Below are 21,915 nucleotides of genomic sequence, written 5' to 3'. Positions count from 1 at the left end.
CGTAATCCGCGCGGCCGTCGCGTCGCCCGACCTCCTCCCCCGCTACGCCCTGCCGCTCCGCCTGAAAAAAAACCGCCCGGGAGGATGTCGCGATCTTCGCCGAATCGCAGGCTTTCAACCGCCGTCAGCCCAAACCGGTTTCACCCGGAGCGACCGTTGGCGCACGGCTGGCAAAACCTCGCCGGTCGCACTTGACCAACAAAAAGAACAAAGGACTTTCGCGATGACTCCGCAACAATCCGTGCGTTATCTAAAGCCCACCCTGCTCTGCACCGCCCTGCTGGCGGCGATGCCTTCGTACGCGGTGGATTTCCATGGCTACATGCGTTCCGGCGTCGGTGCGACCGCAGGGGGTGGCGATCAGGCCTGTTTCCAGGCAGCCGGCGCACCGGCCAAGTACCGTCTGGGCAACGAATGCGAAACCTACGCCGAGATCGGTCTTGGCCAGGAAGTCTGGAAGGAAGGCGAACAGAGCTTCTACGTCGACAGCATGATCGCCTACAACTCGCGCCAGGCGAACGACTGGGAAGCCACCCGTACTGACACCAATGGCGATGCCAACAACCCCTTCGATGAAGGCGGCGACGTTGCCATCCGCCAGTTCAACGTGGTGGGCAAGAACCTGATCTCCAGCCTGCCAGGCGCCGACATCTGGGCGGGCAAGCGTTACTACAAGCGCCACGACGTGCATATCAACGATTACTACTACTGGGACGTATCCGGCCCCGGTGCCGGTATCGAAGACATCGACCTGGGCTTCGGCAAGGCCAGCATCGCCTGGATCCGCAACACCGATGGTGAGTGGACCTATCAAGGCTCGGGAACCGGCACCAACATCGCCAACGACACCCTGGATTTCCGTGTCGCCGAAATCGACGTCAACCCCAACGGCAAGCTGGAAATCGGTTACGACTACGGCAAGGCCAACCTGACCGACCTGCAAGAGCGTGACGACGGCTATCAGGACCAGAAGGGCCACATGGTCACCCTCGAGCACACTCAGGGCAACTGGTTCGGCGGCTACAACAAGCTCGCCCTGCAGTACGGCACCGACGGCATCATCGGCAGCAGCGGTCGCAACAACACCGGCAACAGCGATGGCGACATGTTCCGCCTGGTCAACCAGGGCGTGGTCGGCCTGACCGACAACGTCGAAATGATGTACGTGCAGATCTACGAAGACAAAGACTTCGACAACGACTCCGGCCAGAAATGGCTCTCCTTTGGCGTGCGCCCGGTCTACAAGTGGAACGAGACCATGAGCACCGCGCTGGAATTCGGCTACGACCGTGTCGACCCGCAGGCCGATGGCGAGCGCAGCCGCGATCTGAAGAAACTCACCCTGGCCCAGCAATGGTCCGCCGGCCGCAGCTTCTGGGCCCGTCCGCAGATCCGCGTCTTCGCCACCTACGCCAAGTGGGACGGTGGCCGCTACCAGGCGGCTAGCGAGTCCATCGACGCCGGCGACGACGACGGCCTGACCTTCGGCGTACAAGCCGAGGCCTGGTGGTAAGCGCCTGACGGTCCGGCGGCGCGCAGCGGTCCCTCTCCTCCCGTTGCACGCCGCCCGGTCCGGCCACTCTCTCTTTTTTCGCTCCCACCGTTCCGGCGGTGCTTTTACCCCGACCATGGCTGGTCGGGGTCTTTTCGATTGGCGACTGGAGTGTTGATCATGAAAACGCTGCGATATTCCCTGCTGGGCCTGGCCGTGCTGCTGGCAGCCGGTTGCGGCAACCAACCGCTTCGCCGTGTGGATGCGCTGGCACAGACGCCCGCTCCACTGGACATGCCGATACACAGCGCTCGCCAGGCATTGGCTGACGCTCCGATCTGCTGCGACGCGATCAAGACCTTCCCCTTTCAACCGTTGCCGGCCAACTTCTCCGGTAACGTGACCCTGGATGCTTCCGCCCCGGCCTACCCCTTCAAGACCGGCAAGAGCTTCTTCCGCGCATTCGCCCTGCCGCGCGACAGCAAATCCTTCGAGATTCGCCTGTTCAGCCAGGCGGGCGACACGGTACTGGCGCCCAGCGTCATGCTGCTCGACAGTCAGTTCCGCATGACCCGCCTGCTCGACGCCGACGATTTCACCTACGTACCGGCCGAAGGCATGAAGGGCGACAGCCTCGATGCCCGCCTGCGGGTCGACCGGCTCTACCTGGACAACCCCGGCAACGAACGCTACCTGGTGATTTTCGCCTCGGAGCGCGACAGCGACGGCCAGACCACCCTGCAGCACCCGGCGAAGGCGTACGCCAAGGCGCTGGGCAACGAGCCGCCGAGCATCCCCGATCCGGTGGCGAAGCATTCGCCGGTCGGTGTGATCAAGATGGTATTGATCGAAGACCGCGCCGCCGGCCAAGAGGCCAACACCTACGTACCCGCCTACAGCATCGGCGGCGAGATGGGCAATCAGGTGCCCTCCACCCCCGCTCCGGCCGTCCTGCCGGAAACCCAGGCCTACTACCGCCAGGGCATCGACGCGGCCTTGGCCAGCCAGGACCTTGAACGCGCACTGCGCCTGGCGGACGAAGCGGTTCGCATCGGCGACAGCGAAGCGCGGGCCTATTTGCTGGAGCGCATCCAGATCAAATAGCCGGCGCCGCAAAACCCTCCACCCGGTCCCGGACAGGACCGGGTGCGTCGCTACCGAGCAAGGAGTTGCACATGATCAGGTTGCGCAATACCGCCTGGGTTTTGATGCTGGCCTGCCTGGCCACCACCGCGTCGGCCTTCGAACGCGGCAAGCTGCTGGTCTGGGTCAATCAGGACAAGGGCTACAACGGCGTCGCCAAGGTCGGCGAGCGCTTTCATACAGACACGGGCATCGAGGTCGAAGTCGCCACGCCGCAAGACCTCGCGGCGCGGTTCGACCGCCTCGCCGGGACCAGCAAAGGCCCCGACATCGTCATCTTCGCCCATGATCGCTTCGGCTCCTGGCTCGACGCTGGCCACCTCGCCCCGCTGAAGCCGAGCCCCGCCGCCCTCGAGCGCACCCCGGGGTTTACCTGGGAGGCGGTCAGCGTCGGCAATCGCATCTACGGCTACCCGTTATCCACCGAAGTCGTCAGCCTGATCTACAACCGCGACCTGGTCGCCTCGGCGCCGCGCACCTGGCGCGAAGTGATCGAGCTGGACCGACGTCTTCGCGAACAAGGCAAGCGCGCGATCGCCTGGGACTACGCCAACCTCTATTTCTCCTGGCCGATGATCGCCGGCAGTGGCGGCTACAGCGTGCGCAAGCACGACGGGCTGTACGACCTGAGCGATCTGGGTATCGGCAACCCGGGCGCCGTCGCCGGCTTCGAGCAACTGCGCCAGTTGCGCGAGCTAGGTGTGCTGGCACCGGAGGATGACTACGACAGCATGATGAAGGCGTTCAAGGCCGGCGAGCTGGCCATGATGGTCAATGGTCCCTGGGTGTGGAACGAGCTGCGTACGACCGGCATGCGCATCGGTATCGACGATGTGCCGGGGATCGATGCCGATCGGCGCGGCAAGCCCTTCGTCGGCATCATCGCGGCAGCGATCAACTCGCACAGCCCCAACCAGGCCCAGGCGCAGCGCTTTCTCGAGGACTACCTGACCACGGCCGACGGGCTACGCGCCATCGACGCGGACAAGCCCCTGGGTGCGGCCGCCAACCTCGAACTGCTGGAAACCCTGCAGCGCGACCCGTTGATCGCGCATACCTACCAGTCGGCCGCCAGCGGCGAGATCATGCCGGATATCCCGGAGATGAAACGCTTCTGGAGCCTGTTCCAGACGCGCCTGCGCCCGATGCTCAACGGCGAGCTGAACATTCCCACGACGCTCGAACAGATCAGCGCTCGCCTGAAGCGCCACGGCGAGATGCAGAGGGTGCGCCGCCGCTTCTACCCCGTCGCCAGCGCGACCGCGGCCGAGCGCTAGCCAAGCGCCCGCCGCCACCGGCGATGCCGCTTGCGCGACGGGTCAGGCCGTCGGCGGTGGCAACGGCCGGCGCAACAGCCAGTCGCGCAGACGCACCGCGAACTCCGGCACCGAATAGCATATCCAGCCGATCACCAGGACGTTCAGTAGCGCCACCGTGAGGAACAGTTGCGGGATCGTCAGTTTCACCAGGCTGAGCAGCACGATGGCGAAGATCGCCGAGATCACCATGAACAACGCGTTGAGAATGTTGTTCGCGGCCACCACCCTAGACCGCTCCTGCAGCGCCGTGCGGGACTGGATCAAGGCGTACAGCGGCACGATGTAGAGCCCGCCGAAGGTGCCCAGACCGAGAATGTCCAGCAGCACCCACCAGGCGTGTGGCTCGGCCAGCAGCGCCGACCAGTCCCTCACCGCCGCTGCGGCCGGCACGCTGCCGGCATGCCACCAGAGCAGCACGCCGAACAGCGTCAATCCGCTCGCGCCCAGCGGCACCAGGCCGAGCTCGACCCGGTGCCGTGCCAGCCGCTCGCAGAGCATCGAGCCCAGCGCAATGCCGATCGAGAACACCGCCAGGATGAGCGTCACCACCCCCTCGTCGCCCTGCAGCCAATCACGGGCGAAGGCCGGGATCTGGGTCAGGTACACCGCGCCGAGAAACCAGAACCAGGAATTGCCGATCATGGCCCGGGAGACGGCGCGCTGCTGCCCCAAGCCCAACTGCATGATGGTCAGTGACTGGCGCAACAGGTTCCAGTCCAGCCGCAGGCCCGGCAGCGCTGCCGCCGACAGCGGAATCGCCCGGCTGGCGAGGAACCCCACCGTAGCCAGCCCCACCACCGCCAGCGACACCCACAGCGCATAGTCGAGGTAGCCCATCAGGACGCCCGCGGCGATGGTGCCGCCGAGTATCGCCAGAAAGGTGCCCATCTCGACCAGCGCATTGCCGCCAACCAGCTCATCGGGCCGCAGTTGCTGCGGCAGGATCGCGTATTTCACCGGCCCGAACAGCGCCGATTGCGTGCCCATGCAGAACAGGACGGCGAGCAGCAACGGCAGGTTGCCCAGCCACAGGCCCACGGCGCCGACCAGCATGATCAGGATCTCGGCGAACTTGATGCGGCGGATCAACCAGGCCTTCTCGTATTTCTCGCCGAACTGGCCACCCAGCGCGGAAAACAGGAAGAACGGCAGGATGAACAACAGCGCGCAGAGGTTCACCAGCACGCTGACGTCGGCCGTGGTACCCAGCTTGAAGAGGATCGCCAGCACCAGCGCCTGCTTGAACACGTTGTCGTTGAAGGCGCCGAGCAGTTGGGTAAGAAAGAACGGCAGGAAGCGTCGGCTGCCGAGCAGGCCGAACTGCGAATGCGGGGTCATGGCGCGTCTCCGCGTTGATAGTCCGAAACAAGGCTGGCCAGCGCGGTCATAGCGGCAATTGCCCGAAGGCCCAGCGCATCACGAAGAAGCTCAGCAACCCGCCCGCGATGGTCGCCAGCAGATTGCGGGTCAAGGCGGCAACGCCGATCGACAGCAGCCCCGCCAACAGGTACGCGTTGTGCCAGTGCAACGCCCAGTCGCCCTCGGGCCGGAGCATGCCCGGCACCACGATGGCGGTGAGTACGGCGACCGGCACGTAATGCAGGCCCTGCTCCACCACGCGCGGAAAACGCAGGTCGGGCCAGGCGAAAAAGCTGTAGCGCGTCAGGAAGGTGATCGCCAGCATTCCAATGATCAGCAGCCAGGTCTGCATCAGTGCGCCTCCCGCAGTTGGCGCTCGGCGCGCCGCTCGAGCCAGACGCCGACGACGATACCGGCCAGCGCCGCAGCGATCAGGCCGAGTTTGTACGGCAGCTCCCAGGTCAACAGCGCCACGGCGGCGGCGACCAAGGCCGAGGCCACCTGCGGACGGGTGCGCATCATCGGCACGGCGATACCGATGAAGGTCGCGATCATGGCGAAATCCAGGCCCCAGCTGGCCACGTCCGGCACCGCCTGACCGAAGGCGATGCCGGCCAGGGTCGCCAGCTGCCAGGAGAGGTACATGGTCAACGCCGCGCCGAAGAAGAACCAGTGCTTGTACGGCGAGGCATCATCGCTGGCATAGCGATGCTGGATGACGGCGAAGGCCTCGTCGGTCAGCCAGAATGCCAGCGGCACCCGCCAGCGGCTCGACAGATGCCGCACAAAGGGTTGCAGCGCCGCGCTGTAGAGCGCATGGCGCAGGTTGACGACGAAGGTCGTCAGCAGCACCACTGCAGCCCCCACGCCTCCGGTAATCAGCGTGACCGCGATGAATTGCGCAGAGCCGGCGAAGACCAGCGCTGACATGCCGATGGTCTGCCAGGGCGACAGGCCGGCGCCGATGGCCAACGTGCCGAATATGATGCCGAATGGAATCGCGCCGACGATCAGCGGAAGGATATCGCGGCAGCCATGCAAGAATTCCTGCAAGCGGGACATCAAGGCTCCTTAAGTATGCACCGCAACCGATGCAGCGCTACACGCCGCTGACGGCCGAGGTGTAGAGCAAGACGAGAACGGGTTCGGGGCCGCGGCGCGGTCTGCCCGTGAAAACCGCCAACATTACCCTAAGCGGTGCCTCGTCGGCGACGGCCGTTGCCCTCGGCACCGTCCAGCTCCTTCCTGCCCGGTGCCGGCACAACCCGGTCACGAACCGGCCGAAGCCGCCTACTGATCTTGGCCGCGCGCGCCCAGCGCATCCCGGACGGCAGGCCATTCGAGATCGGTGATGCTGTAGAGCACCGTATCGTCCAGCCGCCCGTCGGCCAGACGACGGTGGTTACGCAGCACCCCCTCGCGCTGGGCGCCGAGCTTTTCGATGGCCCGTTGCGATCGCAGGTTGCTGGCTGCGGTTTTCAGTTGCAGCCGCACCAGCTGCCACTCTTCAAAGGCATGCCGAAGCAACAGCTGCTTGATCGAGGTGTTCAGACCGCTGCCGTGCTCGGCCTGGTCCAGCCAGGTCCAACCGAGTTCGGCGGCCGGCAATGCCGGATTGAAGTCAGCGAACCGGGTGGTGCCGACGATGCGATCGGCCATGCGCAGGGTAAACACGACCGCGCGGCCCTCGCGTTGCTCGGCGAGCGCCAGCCGATACCAGTCGGGGCGCAAGGGGCCATTGAGGTAGATGAGCTGGTCCTGATTGCGCCGGGCCAATGCGACCAGGTCCGGAATGTCCGCTTCGACAAGCGGCTCCAGGCGCAAGGCGCCCCGCTGCAAGGTGACCGGACGCGGCGTGAACATCGAAGGCTCTCCTGATATCGGCGGGATAACCCTGTGTGATGCTGGCGCAAGCGGGAAGTGCCCCAGGCGTGCCCGGCAATCCGCCAACCGGCGGTCACGGCACGCCGTTGTTGCAGCGCGCAGGCCAGGCGCTGTGTCACAGGCGCACGCCGAATGGCCGCGACCCGTCTGGCACGGCGCTATCACCGCTTCACTGCGGCGAACAGGCTCATGCGACGATGGTCGCAGCAGCAACACGCTTGACGCTTTTGCTGCGAAACTTTGCATACTCATCTACTGCTGAGCGAAACCGCCGATTGTCGTCATCCGTCGAGCCTGAGCAGTCGCACAAGGCATCGGTACAAGCAACCGCACCGGTGGATCTGATCGTCCGGCTGCGTCAGCCCCGGCGGCGTCGTTAGTCTCGACCGACACCGACTACGCGACAGCATCGGTATCGGTCGCTTTTCATCTGTTATCTGGAGTGTGCATGTCGTTGTCCGGTGGGCTGATCGCGCTGGCCGCGTTCGCATATATGGCTGTGTTGTTCGCCATCGCCTTCTATGGCGATCGCAACAGTGCGCCGATGTCGCCCCGTGTGCGCGCCTGGGTCTACAGCCTGTCGCTGGCGGTCTATTGCACCAGCTGGACCTTTTTTGGCGCGGTCGGCCAGGCGGCCGAGCAATTGTGGTCCTTCCTGCCGATCTACCTGGGGCCGATCCTGCTGATGCTGCTGGCGCCGCAGGTGATCCAGAAGACCATCATGATCAGCAAGCAGGAGAACATCACCTCGATCGCCGACTTCATCGCGGCGCGCTACGGCAAGTCGCAGCTGCTGGCCGTGGTCATCACGCTGATCTGCCTGGTCGGGGTGTTGCCCTATATCGCCCTGCAGCTCAAGGGCATCGTGCTCGGCGTGAACCTGCTGATCGGCAACCACAGCGAGGCCGCTGCCGGCTCCGGCACGCAGGACACCGCCTTGATCGTGTCGATGGTGCTGGCGCTGTTCACCGTGCTGTTCGGCACCCGCAACCTGGACGTGACCGAGCACCATCGCGGCATGGTCCTGGCGATCGCCTTCGAATCGCTGGTCAAGCTGTTCGCCTTCATCGCGGTAGGGGTCTTCGTCACCTTCGGCCTGTACGACGGCTTCGGCGACCTGTTCAACCAGGCCTATGCGTCATCGACCTTGACCGGCTATTGGGAAGAAACGGTGAACTGGCCTTCGATGCTGGTGCAGACCACCGTGGCGCTGATGGCGATCGTGTGTCTGCCGCGGCAGTTCCATGTGACGGTGGTGGAGAACATCGAGCCGCGCGACTTCCGTCTGGCGCGCTGGGTCTTCCCGCTTTACCTGGTGCTCGCCGCCGTGTTCGTCATTCCCATCGCGCTGGCCGGGCAGATGCTGCTGCCCAGTGGTGTCAGCTCCGACTCCTTCGTGATCAGCCTGCCGCTGGCCGAAGCGCACCCGGCGCTGGCGATGCTGGCGTTCATCGGCGGCGCCTCGGCGGCCACCGGCATGGTCATCGTCGCCAGCGTGGCGCTGTCGACCATGGTCTCCAACGACATGCTGCTGCCCTGGCTGTTGCGCCGCAAAGAGGCCGAGCAGCCATTCGAGGTGTTCCGTCACTGGATGCTTTCGGTGCGCCGCATCAGCATCGTCGCGATCCTGCTGCTGGCCTACGTCAGTTACCGGCTGCTCGGCTCCAGCGCCAGCCTGGCCACCATCGGCCAGATCGCCTTTGCTGCCCTGACCCAGGTGGCGCCCGCCATGGTCGGCGCGCTGTACTGGAAGCAGGCCAACCGCCGCGGTGTGTTCGCCGGCCTCACCGCCGGTGCGCTGATCTGGGTCTACACCCTGGTGCTGCCGCTGCTCGGCTGGCCGCTGGAGATGTTCCCCGGCCTGCAGTGGATGTACACCACCGAGCTGCCGTTCAACACCAGTGCGCTGACCCTGGGCGTCACGCTGTCGCTGGTCGGCAACGCGACGCTGTTCTTCTGGGTCTCGATCCTGTCGCAGACCCGCGTCGCCGAACACTGGCAGGCCAGCCGCTTCATCGGCCAGGAAATACACGCCACCCCCAACGCCCGCCGGCTGCTTGCCGTGCAGGTCGAGGACCTGCTTTCGCTGGCCTCGCGCTTCGTTGGCGCCGAGCGCGCGGAGTTGAGTTTCCAGCGTTTCGCCCGCCGTCACGGCCATGATTACTCGCCCAAGCAGCAGGCCGACGGGCAATGGATCGCGCATACCGAGCGCCTGCTCGCCGGTGTGCTGGGTGCGTCGTCGACGCGCGCCGTGGTGAAGGCCGCACTCGAAGGCCGCGACATGCAGGTCGACGATGTCGTGCGCATCGTCGGCGAGGCCTCCGAGGTGCTGCAGTTCAACCGCGCCCTGCTGCAAGGGGCGATCGAGAACATCACCCAGGGCATCAGCGTGGTCGACCAGTCGCTGCGGCTGGTGGCCTGGAACCACCGCTACCTGGAAATGTTCGAGTACCCGGAGGGCCTGGTTTACATCGGCTGCCCGATCGCCGACATCATCCGCTACAACGCCGAACGCGGCCTGTGCGGCCCCGGTGACGCCGATACCCACGTGGCCAAGCGCCTGTACTGGATGCGCCAGGGCCGAGCGCACACGTCCGAACGCACCTTTCCCAATGGCCGTGTGGTCGAGCTGATCGGCAATCCGATGCCCGGCGGCGGTTTCGTCATGAGTTTCAGTGACATCACCGCCTTCCGCGAAGCCGAACGTGCCCTCAAGGACGCCAACGAAGGTCTCGAACAGCGCGTCAGCGCGCGGACCCAGGAATTGTCGGAGCTGAACAAGGCGCTGACTGCCGCCAAGAGCACCGCCGAGGCGGCCAACCAGTCGAAGACGCGCTTTCTGGCGGCGGTCAGCCACGACCTGATGCAGCCCCTGAACGCCGCGCGCCTGTTTTCTGCCGCGTTGTCGCATCAGCATGACGCCCTGCCGGCCGAAGCCCGCGATCTGGTCCGCCATCTGGACAGTTCGCTGCGTTCGGCCGAGGACCTGATCTCCGATCTGCTGGACATCTCGCGCCTGGAGAATGGCCGTATCACCCCCGAGCGCAATCCGTTCCCGCTGGCGACGCTGTTCGACACGCTGGCCACCGAGTTCAGCATGCTGGCGGTCGAACAGGGCGTCGACTTCAAGGTCCATGGCAGCCGGTTGCGCGTCGACAGCGACATCCGCCTGTTGCGCCGCGTACTGCAGAACTTCCTGACCAACGCCTTCCGCTATGCCAAGGGTCGGGTAGTGCTCGGCGTGCGGCGTCAGGGTGCGTCCTTACGCCTCGAAGTCTGGGACCGCGGCCCGGGCATCGCCGAAGACAAGCTGCGCGTCATCTTCGAGGAGTTCAAACGTCTCGATAGCCACCAGACCCGCGCGGAAAAGGGCCTGGGACTGGGCCTGGCGATCGCCGATGGCTTCTGCCAAGTGCTCGATCATCCGCTCTCGGTACGGTCCTGGCCCGGCAAAGGCAGCGTGTTCAGCGTGACGGTACCGATCGCCAGCAACGTCGTGCGGCAGGCCAAGCCCAATGGCCACGGCGATACGCAGCAAACCTCGCTGACCGGCATCCAGGTGCTGTGCATCGACAACGAGGACAGCATTCTGGTCGGCATGCACAGCTTGTTGTCGCGCTGGGGTTGCCAGGTCTGGACCGCCAGCAACCGTGCCGAATGCGAGGCGCTGCTGAACGAGGACGTACGGCCGCAGTTGGTGCTGGTGGACTATCACCTGGACAACGGCGAAACCGGTTCGGAGCTGATGGCCTGGCTGCGCACCCGCCTCGGCGAACCGATACCCGGCGTGGTCATCAGCGCCGACGGCCGCCCCGAGCTGGTCGCTGCTATCCATGCCACGGGGTTGGACTACCTCGCCAAGCCGGTCAAGCCCGCCGCCCTGCGGGCGCTGATGAGCCGCCATGTGCCGCTGCACTGACGCGGCCTTGCGCCACGGCAAGTTCCGCTGACAGCGCGACGACTAGACTGAGCTTATCCCTGGCCGCCGGTGTGTCGCGCATATGCCCTATGAGTTGTCGTTGAACCTGGCCACCGCCCTCGGCGTCGGCCTGCTGATCGGTACGGAGCGCAGCTGGAGCGGTCGCGACAACGACCTGCAGGAGCTGGCCGGCATCCGTACCTTCGGCCTCGCCGGGCTCTTTGGCGGGCTGGCCGCGCTGAGCATCGAGTCGTTCGGCGCCTCCGCCTGGGTCGCCATGTTCGTTGTGCTGGGACTGCTGACCATTACCGGCTACCTGGTCGACTCCCGTTCCAACGCGGACCGCGGCATGACCACCGAGGTGGCCCTGTTGCTGACCTTCCTGCTCGGCAGTCTGGCTGTCGTCGAAAGCCGCCTGCTGGCAGCCTCCGTCGCCATCGTGGTGGCCTTGCTGTTGAGCCTGAAGGCACGCCTGCACGGAGCGCTGCATAAGCTCAGCGAGGCGGAGCTCAGCGGTGCACTGAAGCTGCTGTTCATCTCCGTGGTATTGCTGCCGGCGCTGCCCGACCAAGGCTATGGCCTGTGGCAGGCCTTCAACCCCTACCGAACCTGGTGGATGGTGGTACTGATCGCCGGCATCGGCTTTGCCGCCTATGTCGCCATCCGCTTGCTGGGCACCCGCCATGGGCTGATGATCACGGCCCTGCTCGGCGGTGTCGTCTCCTCCACTGCGATGACCGTCACCCTCGCCCGCCTGGACGCCGACAAGCTGCGCCCGGCCCTGGCGGCGGGTCTGCTGGCGACTTCGGCGCTGATGTTCCCGCGGGTATTGCTGGAAGTGGCGGTGATCAACCGGTCGCTGCTGCCGGCCCTGCTCGCACCGATGCTGACCTCCGGCCTGATCTATGCGGCGGGCGCGCTGTTTCTGTATCTGCGCGCGCGGCAGCAACCGGAGAGCCGTGCCGAACCGCCGCTGAAGAACCCCTTCGAACTGGGCCCGGCCTTGCGCTTTGCCGGGCTGCTGGTGGTGATCCTGTTCCTGGTCGAGGGCGCGCAGCAGTTGCTGGGCGATACGGGCATCTACCTGGTCTCGCTGGTGTCCGGGCTGACCGATGTCGACGCCATCACCCTGTCGCTGTCGAGCAGCGCGCAAAGCGACCTTGCTGAAACGGTCGCAGTCCGCGGGATCTTCCTCGCCGCGCTCAGCAATAGCCTGGTCAAAGCCGGACTGATCCTGTTCATCGGTGGACGGACGCTGGCGCTGCTGACAGTGCCGTTCATGGGGGCCGGCCTGCTCGCCGGGCTCGCGGTGCTGTGGTTGCCCTGAGCCCGCTCGCCGTCAGTCTTCGGCTTGCTCGAGGGGCGTGTCGGCGCCGGCGCGCTCCAGCCAGTCGACCGGCAGACGCTTGCTGGCCCGCGCGCCCAGAAGCTTCAACTGCTCGGCGCGGCCAACCAGATTGCCGCGCCCGTCGGTGAGCTTGTTGCGCGCACCGATATAGGCCTTGTCCAGCTGCTGCAAGCGGCTGCCGATCTCGTCCAGATCCTGGATGAACGCGGCGAACTTGTCGTAGAGCGCGCCGGCGCGCTCAGCGATCTCGCGGGCATTCTGGCTCTGCCGCTCCTGACGCCAGAGGCTGTCGATCACCCGCAGCGTGGCAAGTAATGTCGTCGGGCTGACGATCACGATGTGCTTGCTGTAGGCGTCCTGGAACAACTCCGGATCGCCCTGCAAGGCGGCGGCGAAGGCGGCCTCGATCGGCACGAACAACAAGACGAAATCCAGGCTCTGCAAACCTTCGAGGCGCTGATAGTCCTTGAGCGACAAGCCTTTGAGGTGGTTGCGCAAGGACAGCACATGCTGCTTGAGGGCCAGTGCGCGACTGGCCTCGTCCTCGGCGCAGGTAAGCGCCTGATAGGCCGTGAGACTGACCTTGGCATCGACCACCACCTGCTTGTCGCCGGGCAGCTGGATCAATACGTCGGGCTGGAAGCGTTCGCCGTCGGCGCTCTTCAGGCTGACTTGGGTGTGATATTCGCGACCCTTCTCCAGGCCGGCGTGTTCGAGCACCCGCTCGAGCACCAGCTCGCCCCAGTTGCCCTGGGTTTTCTGGCCCTGCAGGGCGCGGGTCAGGTTGGTCGCCTCATCGCCCAGCCGTTGGTTGAGCTGTTGCAGCCGCTCCAGCTCCTTGGCCAACGAGAATCGCTCGCGTGCCTCGTGCTGATAGCTCTCCTCGACACGCTTCTCGAACGCCTGGATACGCTCTTTCAACGGATCGAGCAGTTGCCCGAGACGCTCCTGGCTGGCGTCGGCGAACCGCTGTTCGCGCTCCTCGAAGATCTTGCCGGCCAACTCCGCGAACTGCGCGCGCAGCTCGTCGCGGGCACGCTGGAGATCTTCCAGACGCTGCTCGTGGGTCTTCTGCTGTTCATTGAGTTCGGCATTCACCGCCGCATGGGCGGCGCTCAGCGCGCGCAACTCGGCCTGCTGCGCGTCGCGCTCGGCCTGGAGATCGTCGATCAGTTCGCGGGTTTCCAGGCGCTGGGTCTGCAACCACTCGGTCTCGCGGCGCAGCACCGCCGCTTCGGCCTGCAGCGCAGCACGCGAGGCTTGCAGTTCGGCGTGCTCCAGACGACTGGTCTCCAGCTGGGCACCGAGACCTTCCTGAGCCATCAGCGCCTGGCTCAGCCGCTCATCGAGCAGCGACAACTCGGCCTGTTGCCGGGACAGGCGTCCCTGCATCACCGCCGCCGCCGCGGCCAGCAGCATGCAGAGCGCGCCTAGCCCGGCTGATAGATAGAGGGGATCGAGGGGCATGGGTCACTCCGGCTGAATTGCCGGGCAGTATAGCCAGCCCGCTCGCGCCGGTCAGGCCGGACGCTCTGTCACGGCCATTGCGGGCAGAATTGCGGGCTACCGCAGGGGCGCGACCCGACGTTTGCCTGGCAGCCCCTGCAACGCGCGCGAGGCCTCGGCAGAGCCCTGCGCTGCAGCCAGCTCCAGCCAGTGCCGCGCCTTGGCCAGTTCGCGATACTGCGGCTGGCAATACAGCTGGCCGAGCTCCAGTTGCGCCTGGCAGTCGCCCGCGCGGGCCGCCTGACGCAGCAGCTCGAAACCGATGCGCCGATCGCGCTGGCTGTCGCAATCGGTGCACAGCAGCCGTCCGAGACGGCTTTGGGCTTCCACCACACCTTCGCGGGCCGGCTGCTTGAGCATCCGTCCGGCGATTCGTTTGACACTCTTGGTCTGTCCTAGACGCTGGCTGTCCAGCAGCCACAACGCCATGCGCAAAGGCAGGCGTGGAGTTGAAGTGCTATCGATCGAGGTCGATGCGCGAGGACGCGTTCTCATGATCACCGAGAGCTTCGGGGGAACAAGGGCGCGCACTCTACTCCTTTTTTCACAGAGTTAAAGTCTTGAAAAATTCAAAAAAAAGCGAACTGACTCACACAAATATTTAATCCACAGAACCTGTGGATAAGTCGGTGGAAAACAGGGTTACAAATTTCCCTAGCGCCTATCAGCACTGGCTTGCGGTTAAACTGGCGGTTTTTTCACCAAAGAAATTTTTCCTTATTTTTCAGTAAGTTATTATCGATCTATGTCGCTACAGCGTTTGTGCCTGTTGGTCATAAGCGCTTGACAAGGCGCGCCGACGAATGTGCACAAGTCTGGCGCGAGCTTTGCGAATGGAGCGCAAACGCCAGTATCCATGCGGTTTTCCCAGCGCCTGCTGGAACTTTTTGCATGACTGCTGGTCGCCCTCACCTACCCCGCTTCGGGGTTCGCCAACAACGGCCGACGGCTTATGCTGAACGCCCCGAGTAGACGGAACCCACCATGACCCGGCTGCGGCGAACCCTGCTGTTTACAGCGCTTGGCGTGCTCGTGACGTGCTTGCTGCTGGCGTTCTATGCGGCAATTCGCTGGGATGCCTTCAAGGAACAACAGGGCATCGTCGCGTTCGATGTCGACGGTGTGCGCCTGTCGACGAACGGTATCGGGCTGCGACAATTCGCCCTGACCCAACAACGCGCCGACGGCGAGCGCCTGACGGTGCTGATCGATGATCTGCAGCTACCTGTCGACAGCTGGCGACACCCTTTACCGCTGGGCGCCCTACGGGTGGCCCAAGCGCGCATCGAATGGCAGCCGGCCAAGGAACGCGAGCCGGACGTCGCCTCGCCGAGCCTGCCCGACCGGCAGCAGTTACAACGCTGGGCAGCCTGGGTCCCACGCGATGGCCTGATCGACAGCCTGACACTCGAGCTGCCCTGCGCCAGTGGCCGGTGCCTCGAAACCGGTCAGGTCAGCTGGCGTCATGCTGGCCAAGCGATCCTGCCAGCCGAACTGCAGCTCGATCTGCAGCACGGCGATCGTCGCCTGCAACTGACCGCCGAGGCGCGCGAGCAGGCCGCCGACACCCTCCTCGACCTGCGGCTGCTGCTCGATGGCGAGCCGCGGCTGACCATGCAGAACCAGTTCACGCCTGGCAGCGGCCTGACGCGCTGGCGCGGCGCGCTGAGCTCGACCGAACTGCCCGAAGCGCCCTGGCTGCTGGACTGGCTGGCCGACTGGGTGGACTACACCCCTCCTGAACTGCCTGAGCTCCCCGAACAGATGCGCATCGGCGGCGCCTGGGACCTGAGTATCGACCCGGCAACCATCGTTGAGGACTTCCGTGTGCAAGCGGGCGAGTTGCGCCTCTCGGCGAATCTGCCCGCGCCATGGCCGGTGCCGGGCATCGGCCAGATGCAGGGACGACTGGACCTCGGCGCACGCGTCGAGGGTGGCATCTGGATACCCACCGAACTGGCGGCCGATCTCAACCTGCTACCCGTCGCCGAACGGGTCGCGGTCCTGCCAGAGCGGCTGCGGCCCAGCGCCATCAGCCTGAAGATCACGCCGAGCAGCGCGGACGGCGCTACGCCAGCGCTCCCATTGTCCCTGCAACTCGCGGCCAGCGGGCCCGCTCCGCTCACGCTGAACAGCCGCCTCCTGGTCGAAACCAGGGCACCCTACCTGGCCACCTTCAGCGATACCCGACTGACCCTGCGCAGCCCGGTGTTTGCCGGGCCGGCGTTCTCCCTGAAGGGCCTCGAGGCGGACTTGCGCCTTGGCGGTACGCTATCGCAGCAGGCCGCGACCATCCGTCTCGACAAGGGCTCGCGGGTCACGGTCGACAGCCTGGCCGCAGCGGAGGTAACGGCCAGCCGGCTGTTGGCCGAACTGGGCGGGACGAGCGTCGAGGTGAGCGTTGTCGACGGCCAGCTCGAGCACTTCGCCGTCACGGGCAAGCCCGCGCTGAAGATCGGCGAACTGAAGCAGCCGGCGTTGCGTCCGCAGGCCTGGCGTTGGAGCGGCCGTATCAAGGCAGAACCATCGGGCGTCTCGCTCGACGGTCCGCTGAGCAATGATGCCGGGTTGGCCCTGCCGATGACCCTGCACTACGACCCCGCCTCAGGCGCGACCCGCCTCGATGCGGTGTTGCCCGAACTGTTCCTGCGCGCCGGCAATCCGTTGGCGGCAACGCTGGTCGACTGGCCTCAGGTGCTGGAACTGAACAACGGCCGGCTGCAAGGCAAGGCGCGCGTCGAGGTCCCGCCCAGCGGCCCACTCGCCGTGTCGGCGTCGCTCACGGCCAAAGGGGTCGGTGGCATCTACGACCGCACCGAGCTGAGCGGACTGGACGCCGCCTTGTCGCTCACCCTGCAACGTGACCAGCTGCGGCTCGACCTCAACGAGCTGACCGTGCGCGAGGTCAATCCCGGCTTTACCTTCGGCCCGCTGCACCTGGTTGGCGAATTCCTCGGCCCGCTGGACGAGCCGACCCAGGGTCGCTTGTCCTGGCGTGAGGCCGAGGTGCGTCTGCTGGGCGGGCGACTCTGGCTCGACCCCCGCGCGATCGACCTGGCTGCCTCATCGCAACGGTTGAACGCGCACCTGCGGGGCCTGCAGCTGCCCCTGCTGCTCGAGGCCTACCCGACCGAAGGCCTCTCCGGTACCGGGGTGATCGACGGTGAGCTTGAGGTGCAGCGTAGTGCCGCTGGTATCAGCGTCGAAAAGGGCTCGCTCCAGGCACGGGAGCCCGGAGGCGCGTTGCAATTCCGCTCGGCGAAGATCCAGGCATTGGGCCAGGCCAACCCGGCCATGCGCCTGGTGACCGAAGCACTGGATGACTTCCACTACTCGCTGCTCGCCAGCGATGTGCACTATTCAGCCGATGGCAAGCTGGACCTGGGCCTGCGGCTGCAAGGCCGCAACCCGGCCCTGGAGGGCGGTCGGCCGATCAATTTTTCGATCAATCTGGAAGAAGACATTCCGGCCCTGTTAACCAGCTTGCAACTCTCCGACCGCGTCAGCGAAACCATTCAGCGACGCGTGCAGGAACGGCTGAGATCAGGCACTGTAACCCGACCGTGAACAGGAGAACCCCGCTATGCGGTTGCGCCATTCAATCAGCGTCCTGATGCTGGCCCTGCTCGCCAGCGCCTGCACCCCTCGAGTGGAACTGGCCGTGCCCAACGAGCCGATCAACATCAACCTCAACGTCAAGATCGAGCACGAGATCTACATCAAGGTCGACAAGCAGCTCGATTCCATCATCAACGAAGACAGCGGACTCTTCTGAGGACTCTCATGAAAAGCTACCTGAAACTCGGAACCCTGCTCGCGGCCCTGTGCCTGGCCCTGCCAGCCGCCGCCATGTCGCTCAACGAGGCCATGGCCGCGCTCGGCCAGGCCAAGGCCAGCGGTCAACTCGGTGAGAAGCCCGACGGCTATCTGGGCGTGGTACAAGGCGGCGGCCAGGCCGAAGAGATCGCCAGCCAGATCAACCAGGCCCGGCGAGCCGAATACCATCGCCTGGCACAGAAAAACGGCATCAGCGTCAGCGACGTCGAAGCCATCGCCGGCAAGAAAGCCATCGAGAAAACCCCGTCAGGCCAGGTCATCCAGCTGAACGGCACCTGGGTGAAGAAGTAAGCACGCGGCGGGGTGCACAGGCACCCCGCCGCTGCTCCCTCTAAGGCGTCAGCTCCTCCCGCAAGGCTTTCACCTCATCCGTGGAGACCGGCTCGGCTGCGTTGCCCCAACTGTTGCGCACGTAGGTCAGCACGTCGGCGATGTGCTGATCGGACATGTTCCAGGCGAACGAGGGCATGGCCGGCGCGGTTGGCGCCGCATCGGTTCCCACCGCGCGACTGCCCGCCAGTACCACCCTGATCAGGGATGTTGCATCACGGCTGTTGACCAACGGCGCCTGCGCCAGTTTGGGGAACAGGTTGGTGATGCCTTCACCGTCCGGGGTATGACAGGCCGAGCATTGATCCTCGTAGATCAACGCACCGGTACGCATGCGCGTGTCGTCCGCCGGGCGCGGCTCGGGCGCATACGGCTCGTCGTCGCCAAGGCTCTTGAGGTATATCGCAACGGCGGCCAGGTCTTCATCCTTCCAGTGCTGGGTGGAATGCTCCACCGCTTCGGCCATCGGCCCGGACGCCATGTCGAATCGATTGGCGCCGGTCTTCAGATAGCGGACGATCTCCGCCTCGCTCCAGCGGCCGATGCCGCTATGGCTGTTGGCGGTAATATCCGGTGCCATCCAGCCATGCAGGTTGCTACCGGCGAGGAACTCGTCGTCCTTGTCGCCGCCGATCAGGTTCTTTGGCGTATGGCAGCTGCCGCAATGCCCCAAGCCCTGCACCAGATAGGCGCCGCGGTTCCATTCAGCCGACCGTTGCGGGTCGGGCTGGTACTCGCCCTCCTCGAAGACCAGCCAGTTCCAGGCAATCAGGCTGGCGCGGACATTGAACGGGAACGGCAGTTGATTGGTTTCGACCTCGTGCCGCACCGGTTCCAGGGCGTTCAGGTAGGCCCAGAGCGCTCGGTTATCTTCGCGCGTCACCTTGGTGTAGGCGGTATAGGGCATCGCCGCGTAGAGCCGCTTGCCGCCGCGGGCGTGGCCGTTGGACATGGTGTTCTGGAAGTCCTCGAACGACCAGCGTCCGATCCCGGTGTCGGGATCCGGGGTGATGTTGGCGCCCAGCACGGTGCCGAATGGCGTATCGATCGCCACGCCCCCGGCAAAGGCTGGCTCGCCGGGCAGGGTGTGGCAGGCGGTGCAGTCGCCCAGTACCGCCAGATAACGCCCTCGGGCCACCAGGTCGTGAGAATCGCTGCCATCGCCGGCCTGCGCCAGGCCCGTGGCAAGGCTCAGCATACCGACGCATAACGTGGGAAAGATCTTCATAGGGCGATCATCTCCCCTGGGTTCTTCAGGTAGAGCCTGCGTATGGCATCGGCCGCCTTGAAGGCCAGCGCGCCTACCGTCCCGGTCGGGTTATAGCCGGGGTTCTGTGGAAAGGCGCTGGCGCCCACGACGAACAGATTCGGTACGTCCCAGACCTGGAGATGCTTGTTGACCGAACTGGTGGACGGGTCGGCGCCCATCACGAAACCGCCGACGACATGCGAAGACTGATAGGGCCCGCTGTTCCAATGCCCGTCCTGATAGGTCTTGACGATATGCCGGGGATTCATCGGCGCCGCGATCTCGGCCAGCTTGTCGATGGAGAAGCGCGACATCTTGCGGTCGTTCTCCGAGAAATCGAAGGTAATTCGCAGCAACGGCCGACCGTGCGGGTCGGTGTAGGTCGGGTCCAGCGACAGGTAATTGGTCCGGGTGGTGTAGCTGCTCGCCTCGCAACCGATGGACATGGTGCTGAGGTAGTTTTCCACCGTGGCCCGCTTCCATGTCGAGCCCCAGCGCGGCGTGCCTGGCGGCACCGGTCGCGTGCCGATCGGCGAGGCGCCGACGGGGGTCACGCGGATACTGCCGCCACCCAGAAAGCCCAGCCCGGAGTGGTCGAAGTTGTCGTTGTTGAACTCATCGATGCCCATGCCGACAGCCCCCGCACCAATGAACGGGTTGAAGTTCTTGTCATCGAAAAACAGCTGCACGCTATTGGCGGTCTGGTAGGCATAGTTGCGCCCGGTGGTGCCGGTGTTGCTCACCGGATCGTAGGGTTTGCCGACCCCGGACAGCAGCATCAATCGAACGTTTTCGAAGGTGAAGGCGCTGACCACCACCAGCTCCGCCGGCTGCTCGTATTGGTTGCCCGAGGTATCGGCATAGATGACGCCGGTGGCACGCTTGCCGGTCGAATCCAGCGTCACGCGCAACACCTCGGCATGAGTCACCGCGGTGAAGTTGGGTTTGCGCATCAACGCCGGCAGCACGTTGACGATGGCGCTGGCCTTGGAATAGTTGGCGCAGCCGAAATTGGTGCAGAAGCCGCAGAAGGTACAGGGCCCCATGGTGACCCCGAGTGGGTTGGTGTAGGCCTGCGAAGCTAGCGAGGACGGCACCGGGAACGGCTGGTAGCCCAGTTCACGTACGGTATCGGCGAACAATGTCGGGCCGTAGGGCTGCGCCAGCGGTGGCGTCGGGTACTCGATCGAGCGACTGCCCTCGAAGGGGTTGCCGCCCGGCTGGATTTCGCCGTTGAGGTTACCGGCCTTGCCCGAGGTACCAGCCAGGCGTTCGAACGCCGTGTAATGCGGCTCCATCTCCGCCCAGTCGGTACCCCAATCCTGCAGCACCAGTTCGTCCGGAATGGCATCGGCACCGTAACGTTCGGTCAGATGGCTCTTGAGGCGGAATTCTTCGGGCTGGAACCGAAAGGTGATGCCGGCCCAGTGGTTGCCCGCGCCGCCCACGCCGTTGCCCGGGTGGAACGAGCCCCACTCGCGCATGGGCAGCGCCGTCTGCGATGGGTTGTTGCGCACCGTCACGGCGTTCTGCATCGGCCGCAACATCAGCTCCTGGCGGCGCAGGTAGCGCAGCTCGTCGGTCACCGAGGCGATGTTGAAATCCCGTGCGGTGTCGCGCCAGGGGCCGCGCTCCAGGGCGATGACATCGAGTCCTTCATCGGCCAGTTCATTGGCGATGATCGACCCCGCCCAGCCCAATCCAATGACCACCACGTCGGTAGCAGGAAGTTTCTGGATCATTTCGACTCCCTCGCGTTCCAGGATTCCCCGCCGACGATCGACAGCGGCACCAGATCCAGCCTCTGGTTATGCAGTTCGATGTAGGGGCGATAGTCGTAGCGCGCGCCGGGAAAGCCGATCATCTTCCAGGACACCATGTCGCGGTTGCCGCCATAGATCGGGTCACCGAAGAAACCCTCCATGGTGTTGCCCAGCACCTGCTCGAAGAACAGCTTCGAGTCCATGCCGTCGAGGTCGATGCCGCCTTTTTCCAGCTCACCGAGCAACGAGTCCTGCTGCTCTGCATTCAGTGCGCTGAAGGGCTGGCCGTGGCGCGACTGGCAGAGCTTTGCCAGCCCGGCAAGGCCAAGGCGCATGCGCTGGCGCGGCGTGAACGGGGACTGGTCGCCCTGCTCCGGCGTGCCCTGCTGGAACGGTGCGGCCATGTACAGACGACTGGCATCGCCGTAGCTGCTGGCCAACTGGCGATCCATGAACACCACACAGCCGGCCTCGCTGCCGCTGACGCTGAGGTTGTCGGCCGGGATCAGGCGGTCGACGATGGCCGTCACCTCCTGCACCTCGTCTTCGGTAAAAAACCGCCACCCCGGCGAGTCGTAGTGCATGGGGCCGTTGTGATCGAAGGGTTGCCAGGGCGGGATGCCGGTCAGAGTACGGGCCGTGGCGGTGGCGGTGGCGCCTACGGCAAGGCCGGTCATGGAGGAAACAATCAGCTGACGACGTGTCAGGCCACGGGAAGGGTTGTCATTCATGCGGGGTCCCTTGAGGGTGATGTACAGACCGAACT

At 65.1% G+C, this 21,915-nt stretch carries 17 protein-coding genes; 8 read left to right on the top strand and 9 right to left on the bottom strand.

Annotation, left to right across the window (positions count from 1 at the left end):
* Positions 1 to 223 precede the first annotated feature (223 nt).
* The 3 genes from KVO92_RS18385 to malE all read left to right on the top strand — a co-directional run bounded on the left by KVO92_RS18385 (position 224) and on the right by malE (position 3,912).
* The gene (locus tag KVO92_RS18385) at positions 224 to 1,513 is read left to right on the top strand and encodes a maltoporin (RefSeq protein WP_217476962.1); all 1,290 of its coding nucleotides are present in this window, start codon (positions 224 to 226) and stop codon (positions 1,511 to 1,513) included.
* A 159-nt stretch (positions 1,514 to 1,672) separates the two neighbouring features.
* Positions 1,673 to 2,596 carry a MalM family protein gene (locus KVO92_RS18380; protein ID WP_217476961.1) on the top strand — a complete coding sequence of 308 codons (924 nt, stop codon included), beginning with the start codon at positions 1,673 to 1,675 and terminating at the stop codon, positions 2,594 to 2,596.
* 71 nt (positions 2,597 to 2,667) lie between these two features.
* Positions 2,668 to 3,912 carry a maltose/maltodextrin ABC transporter substrate-binding protein MalE gene (malE, locus tag KVO92_RS18375; protein WP_217476960.1) on the top strand — a complete coding sequence of 415 codons (1,245 nt, stop codon included), beginning with the start codon at positions 2,668 to 2,670 and terminating at the stop codon, positions 3,910 to 3,912.
* A gap of 42 nt (positions 3,913 to 3,954) precedes the next feature.
* Here malE and KVO92_RS18370 read toward each other — a convergent pair whose 3' ends face one another.
* The 4 genes from KVO92_RS18370 to KVO92_RS18355 all read right to left on the bottom strand — a co-directional run bounded on the left by KVO92_RS18370 (position 3,955) and on the right by KVO92_RS18355 (position 7,176).
* Entirely contained in the window at positions 3,955 to 5,292 is a 1,338-nt protein-coding gene (locus tag KVO92_RS18370) for an MFS transporter (protein ID WP_217476959.1), read from the bottom strand.
* Between the two features lie 46 nt (positions 5,293 to 5,338).
* Positions 5,339 to 5,665 carry an AzlD domain-containing protein gene (locus KVO92_RS18365; RefSeq protein ID WP_217476958.1) on the bottom strand — a complete coding sequence of 109 codons (327 nt, stop codon included), beginning with the start codon at positions 5,663 to 5,665 and terminating at the stop codon, positions 5,339 to 5,341.
* The gene (locus KVO92_RS18360) at positions 5,665 to 6,375 is read right to left on the bottom strand and encodes an AzlC family ABC transporter permease (RefSeq protein ID WP_217476957.1); all 711 of its coding nucleotides are present in this window, start codon (positions 6,373 to 6,375) and stop codon (positions 5,665 to 5,667) included. The genes KVO92_RS18365 and KVO92_RS18360 overlap by 1 nt, the downstream gene beginning before the upstream one ends.
* A 228-nt stretch (positions 6,376 to 6,603) precedes the next feature.
* A complete protein-coding gene (locus tag KVO92_RS18355; protein WP_217476956.1) occupies positions 6,604 to 7,176 on the bottom strand; it encodes a GNAT family N-acetyltransferase in 573 nt (190 codons plus the stop codon).
* Between the two features lie 469 nt (positions 7,177 to 7,645).
* Here KVO92_RS18355 and KVO92_RS18350 point away from each other — a divergent pair, with 469 nt between their 5' ends.
* Positions 7,646 to 11,116 (top strand): hybrid sensor histidine kinase/response regulator, encoded by a 3,471-nt coding sequence (locus KVO92_RS18350; RefSeq protein ID WP_217476955.1) that lies wholly within the window; start codon positions 7,646 to 7,648, stop codon positions 11,114 to 11,116.
* A gap of 82 nt (positions 11,117 to 11,198) precedes the next feature.
* Positions 11,199 to 12,443: an MgtC/SapB family protein gene (locus KVO92_RS18345; RefSeq protein WP_217476954.1), complete on the top strand. Its 1,245-nt coding sequence runs from the start codon at positions 11,199 to 11,201 to the stop codon at positions 12,441 to 12,443.
* Between the two features lie 12 nt (positions 12,444 to 12,455).
* Here KVO92_RS18345 and rmuC read toward each other — a convergent pair whose 3' ends face one another.
* Together rmuC and KVO92_RS18335 are read right to left on the bottom strand one after the other, a co-directional pair.
* The gene (gene rmuC, locus KVO92_RS18340) at positions 12,456 to 13,931 is read right to left on the bottom strand and encodes a DNA recombination protein RmuC (RefSeq protein WP_217476953.1); all 1,476 of its coding nucleotides are present in this window, start codon (positions 13,929 to 13,931) and stop codon (positions 12,456 to 12,458) included.
* A gap of 96 nt (positions 13,932 to 14,027) precedes the next feature.
* Positions 14,028 to 14,399, bottom strand: coding sequence for a tetratricopeptide repeat protein (locus KVO92_RS18335; protein WP_217477299.1), 372 nt, complete (start codon positions 14,397 to 14,399; stop codon positions 14,028 to 14,030).
* Positions 14,400 to 14,954: 555 nt separating this feature from the next.
* On the opposite strand from KVO92_RS18335, the gene KVO92_RS18330 reads away from it, so the two are divergent.
* The 3 genes from KVO92_RS18330 to KVO92_RS18320 are packed head-to-tail and all read left to right on the top strand — an operon-like array spanning position 14,955 to position 18,098.
* Positions 14,955 to 17,537 carry a YdbH domain-containing protein gene (locus KVO92_RS18330; RefSeq protein WP_217476952.1) on the top strand — a complete coding sequence of 861 codons (2,583 nt, stop codon included), beginning with the start codon at positions 14,955 to 14,957 and terminating at the stop codon, positions 17,535 to 17,537.
* A 16-nt stretch (positions 17,538 to 17,553) separates the two neighbouring features.
* Positions 17,554 to 17,745 (top strand): YnbE family lipoprotein, encoded by a 192-nt coding sequence (locus tag KVO92_RS18325; RefSeq protein WP_217476951.1) that lies wholly within the window; start codon positions 17,554 to 17,556, stop codon positions 17,743 to 17,745.
* Between the two features lie 8 nt (positions 17,746 to 17,753).
* On the top strand, positions 17,754 to 18,098 hold the full coding sequence (locus KVO92_RS18320) for a YdbL family protein (protein WP_217476950.1): 345 nt from the start codon (positions 17,754 to 17,756) through the stop codon (positions 18,096 to 18,098).
* Positions 18,099 to 18,138: 40 nt separating this feature from the next.
* On the opposite strand, the gene KVO92_RS18315 is transcribed toward KVO92_RS18320, so the two are convergent.
* The 3 genes from KVO92_RS18315 to KVO92_RS18305 are packed head-to-tail and all read right to left on the bottom strand — an operon-like array spanning position 18,139 to position 21,880.
* On the bottom strand, positions 18,139 to 19,365 hold the full coding sequence (locus tag KVO92_RS18315) for a c-type cytochrome (RefSeq protein ID WP_217476949.1): 1,227 nt from the start codon (positions 19,363 to 19,365) through the stop codon (positions 18,139 to 18,141).
* The gene (locus KVO92_RS18310; protein WP_217476948.1) at positions 19,362 to 21,128 is read right to left on the bottom strand and encodes a GMC family oxidoreductase; all 1,767 of its coding nucleotides are present in this window, start codon (positions 21,126 to 21,128) and stop codon (positions 19,362 to 19,364) included. Before KVO92_RS18310 ends, KVO92_RS18315 begins: the two co-directional genes overlap by 4 nt.
* Positions 21,125 to 21,880: a gluconate 2-dehydrogenase subunit 3 family protein gene (locus tag KVO92_RS18305; RefSeq protein WP_217476947.1), complete on the bottom strand. Its 756-nt coding sequence runs from the start codon at positions 21,878 to 21,880 to the stop codon at positions 21,125 to 21,127. The genes KVO92_RS18310 and KVO92_RS18305 overlap by 4 nt, the downstream gene beginning before the upstream one ends.
* Positions 21,881 to 21,915 lie beyond the last annotated feature (35 nt).

The sequence above is a fragment of the Stutzerimonas stutzeri genome (assembly GCF_019090095.1).
Lineage (GTDB): Bacteria > Pseudomonadota > Gammaproteobacteria > Pseudomonadales > Pseudomonadaceae > Stutzerimonas > Stutzerimonas stutzeri_AN.
The sequence above is the reverse complement of the archived record's forward strand: the minus strand, read 5'-3'. Positions and strand labels throughout refer to the sequence as shown.

Excerpts from the sequence above, each read along its gene's own strand:
- rmuC (WP_217476953.1), bottom strand. The coding sequence starts at position 13,931 with ATGCCCCTCGATCCCCTCTATCTATCAGCCGGGCTAGGCGCGCTCTGC.
- KVO92_RS18350 (WP_217476955.1), top strand. The coding sequence starts at position 7,646 with ATGTCGTTGTCCGGTGGGCTGATCGCGCTGGCCGCGTTCGCATATATG.
- KVO92_RS18380 (WP_217476961.1), top strand. The coding sequence starts at position 1,673 with ATGAAAACGCTGCGATATTCCCTGCTGGGCCTGGCCGTGCTGCTGGCA.
- KVO92_RS18325 (WP_217476951.1), top strand. The coding sequence starts at position 17,554 with ATGCGGTTGCGCCATTCAATCAGCGTCCTGATGCTGGCCCTGCTCGCC.
- KVO92_RS18335 (WP_217477299.1), bottom strand. The coding sequence starts at position 14,399 with ATGGCGTTGTGGCTGCTGGACAGCCAGCGTCTAGGACAGACCAAGAGT.
- KVO92_RS18360 (WP_217476957.1), bottom strand. The coding sequence starts at position 6,375 with ATGTCCCGCTTGCAGGAATTCTTGCATGGCTGCCGCGATATCCTTCCG.
- KVO92_RS18365 (WP_217476958.1), bottom strand. The coding sequence starts at position 5,665 with ATGCAGACCTGGCTGCTGATCATTGGAATGCTGGCGATCACCTTCCTG.
- KVO92_RS18310 (WP_217476948.1), bottom strand. The coding sequence starts at position 21,128 with ATGATCCAGAAACTTCCTGCTACCGACGTGGTGGTCATTGGATTGGGC.
- KVO92_RS18315 (WP_217476949.1), bottom strand. The coding sequence starts at position 19,365 with ATGAAGATCTTTCCCACGTTATGCGTCGGTATGCTGAGCCTTGCCACG.
- KVO92_RS18345 (WP_217476954.1), top strand. The coding sequence starts at position 11,199 with ATGCCCTATGAGTTGTCGTTGAACCTGGCCACCGCCCTCGGCGTCGGC.
- KVO92_RS18385 (WP_217476962.1), top strand. The coding sequence starts at position 224 with ATGACTCCGCAACAATCCGTGCGTTATCTAAAGCCCACCCTGCTCTGC.
- KVO92_RS18320 (WP_217476950.1), top strand. The coding sequence starts at position 17,754 with ATGAAAAGCTACCTGAAACTCGGAACCCTGCTCGCGGCCCTGTGCCTG.
- KVO92_RS18355 (WP_217476956.1), bottom strand. The coding sequence starts at position 7,176 with ATGTTCACGCCGCGTCCGGTCACCTTGCAGCGGGGCGCCTTGCGCCTG.
- KVO92_RS18305 (WP_217476947.1), bottom strand. The coding sequence starts at position 21,880 with ATGAATGACAACCCTTCCCGTGGCCTGACACGTCGTCAGCTGATTGTT.
- KVO92_RS18330 (WP_217476952.1), top strand. The coding sequence starts at position 14,955 with ATGACCCGGCTGCGGCGAACCCTGCTGTTTACAGCGCTTGGCGTGCTC.
- KVO92_RS18370 (WP_217476959.1), bottom strand. The coding sequence starts at position 5,292 with ATGACCCCGCATTCGCAGTTCGGCCTGCTCGGCAGCCGACGCTTCCTG.
- malE (WP_217476960.1), top strand. The coding sequence starts at position 2,668 with ATGATCAGGTTGCGCAATACCGCCTGGGTTTTGATGCTGGCCTGCCTG.